1 pseudogene is annotated in these 442 nt (G+C 45.7%); it reads left to right on the top strand.

Going from position 1 to position 442, the window contains the following annotated elements:
• A pseudogene (locus I6E38_RS15105) lies at positions 1-442 on the top strand (MobV family relaxase); the annotation flags it as partial.

Genomic DNA, 442 nt, shown 5'->3' with positions numbered 1-442 from the left:
GACGCAAGCATAAGAACAAGGTGGTGCTTGAAGCTGAACGTCAGGCGAAAGTCGCTCTTGACAAAGTGGAGAAGTATGCTGTACTTGCCCTGATCGACAAGAAGGAGCTGACCATTCCTTTTCTCAACATCAAGGCTCCAGTTCAAGAAGCAATGAATGCCGTAAAGAAAGAACTTGCCATCCCGATTCCTACTATTATCGGACAAAAGGCGTGGCGTGAGGAGCGTGTGGCTAATATCTACGCTGCAATCAAGGCTCTTGTAGCAGCCATCAATGCAGAACGTGACAAGCAGAATGAAGGTGTACGCAAGTCTATCAACAAGACATACACTTACTATATGCAGAACCTCAATAAGCAGATAGAGGAGAACAAGTCGCTTCGTGCCGAGAATGATGCGCTAAAGACTGAAAACAACAAAGTCAAACAACGCATCTCTCAACT

It is taken from the genome of Leyella stercorea, assembly GCF_021531355.1.
Lineage (GTDB): Bacteria > Bacteroidota > Bacteroidia > Bacteroidales > Bacteroidaceae > Prevotella.
This window is presented reverse-complemented; position numbering and strand designations above follow the sequence as displayed.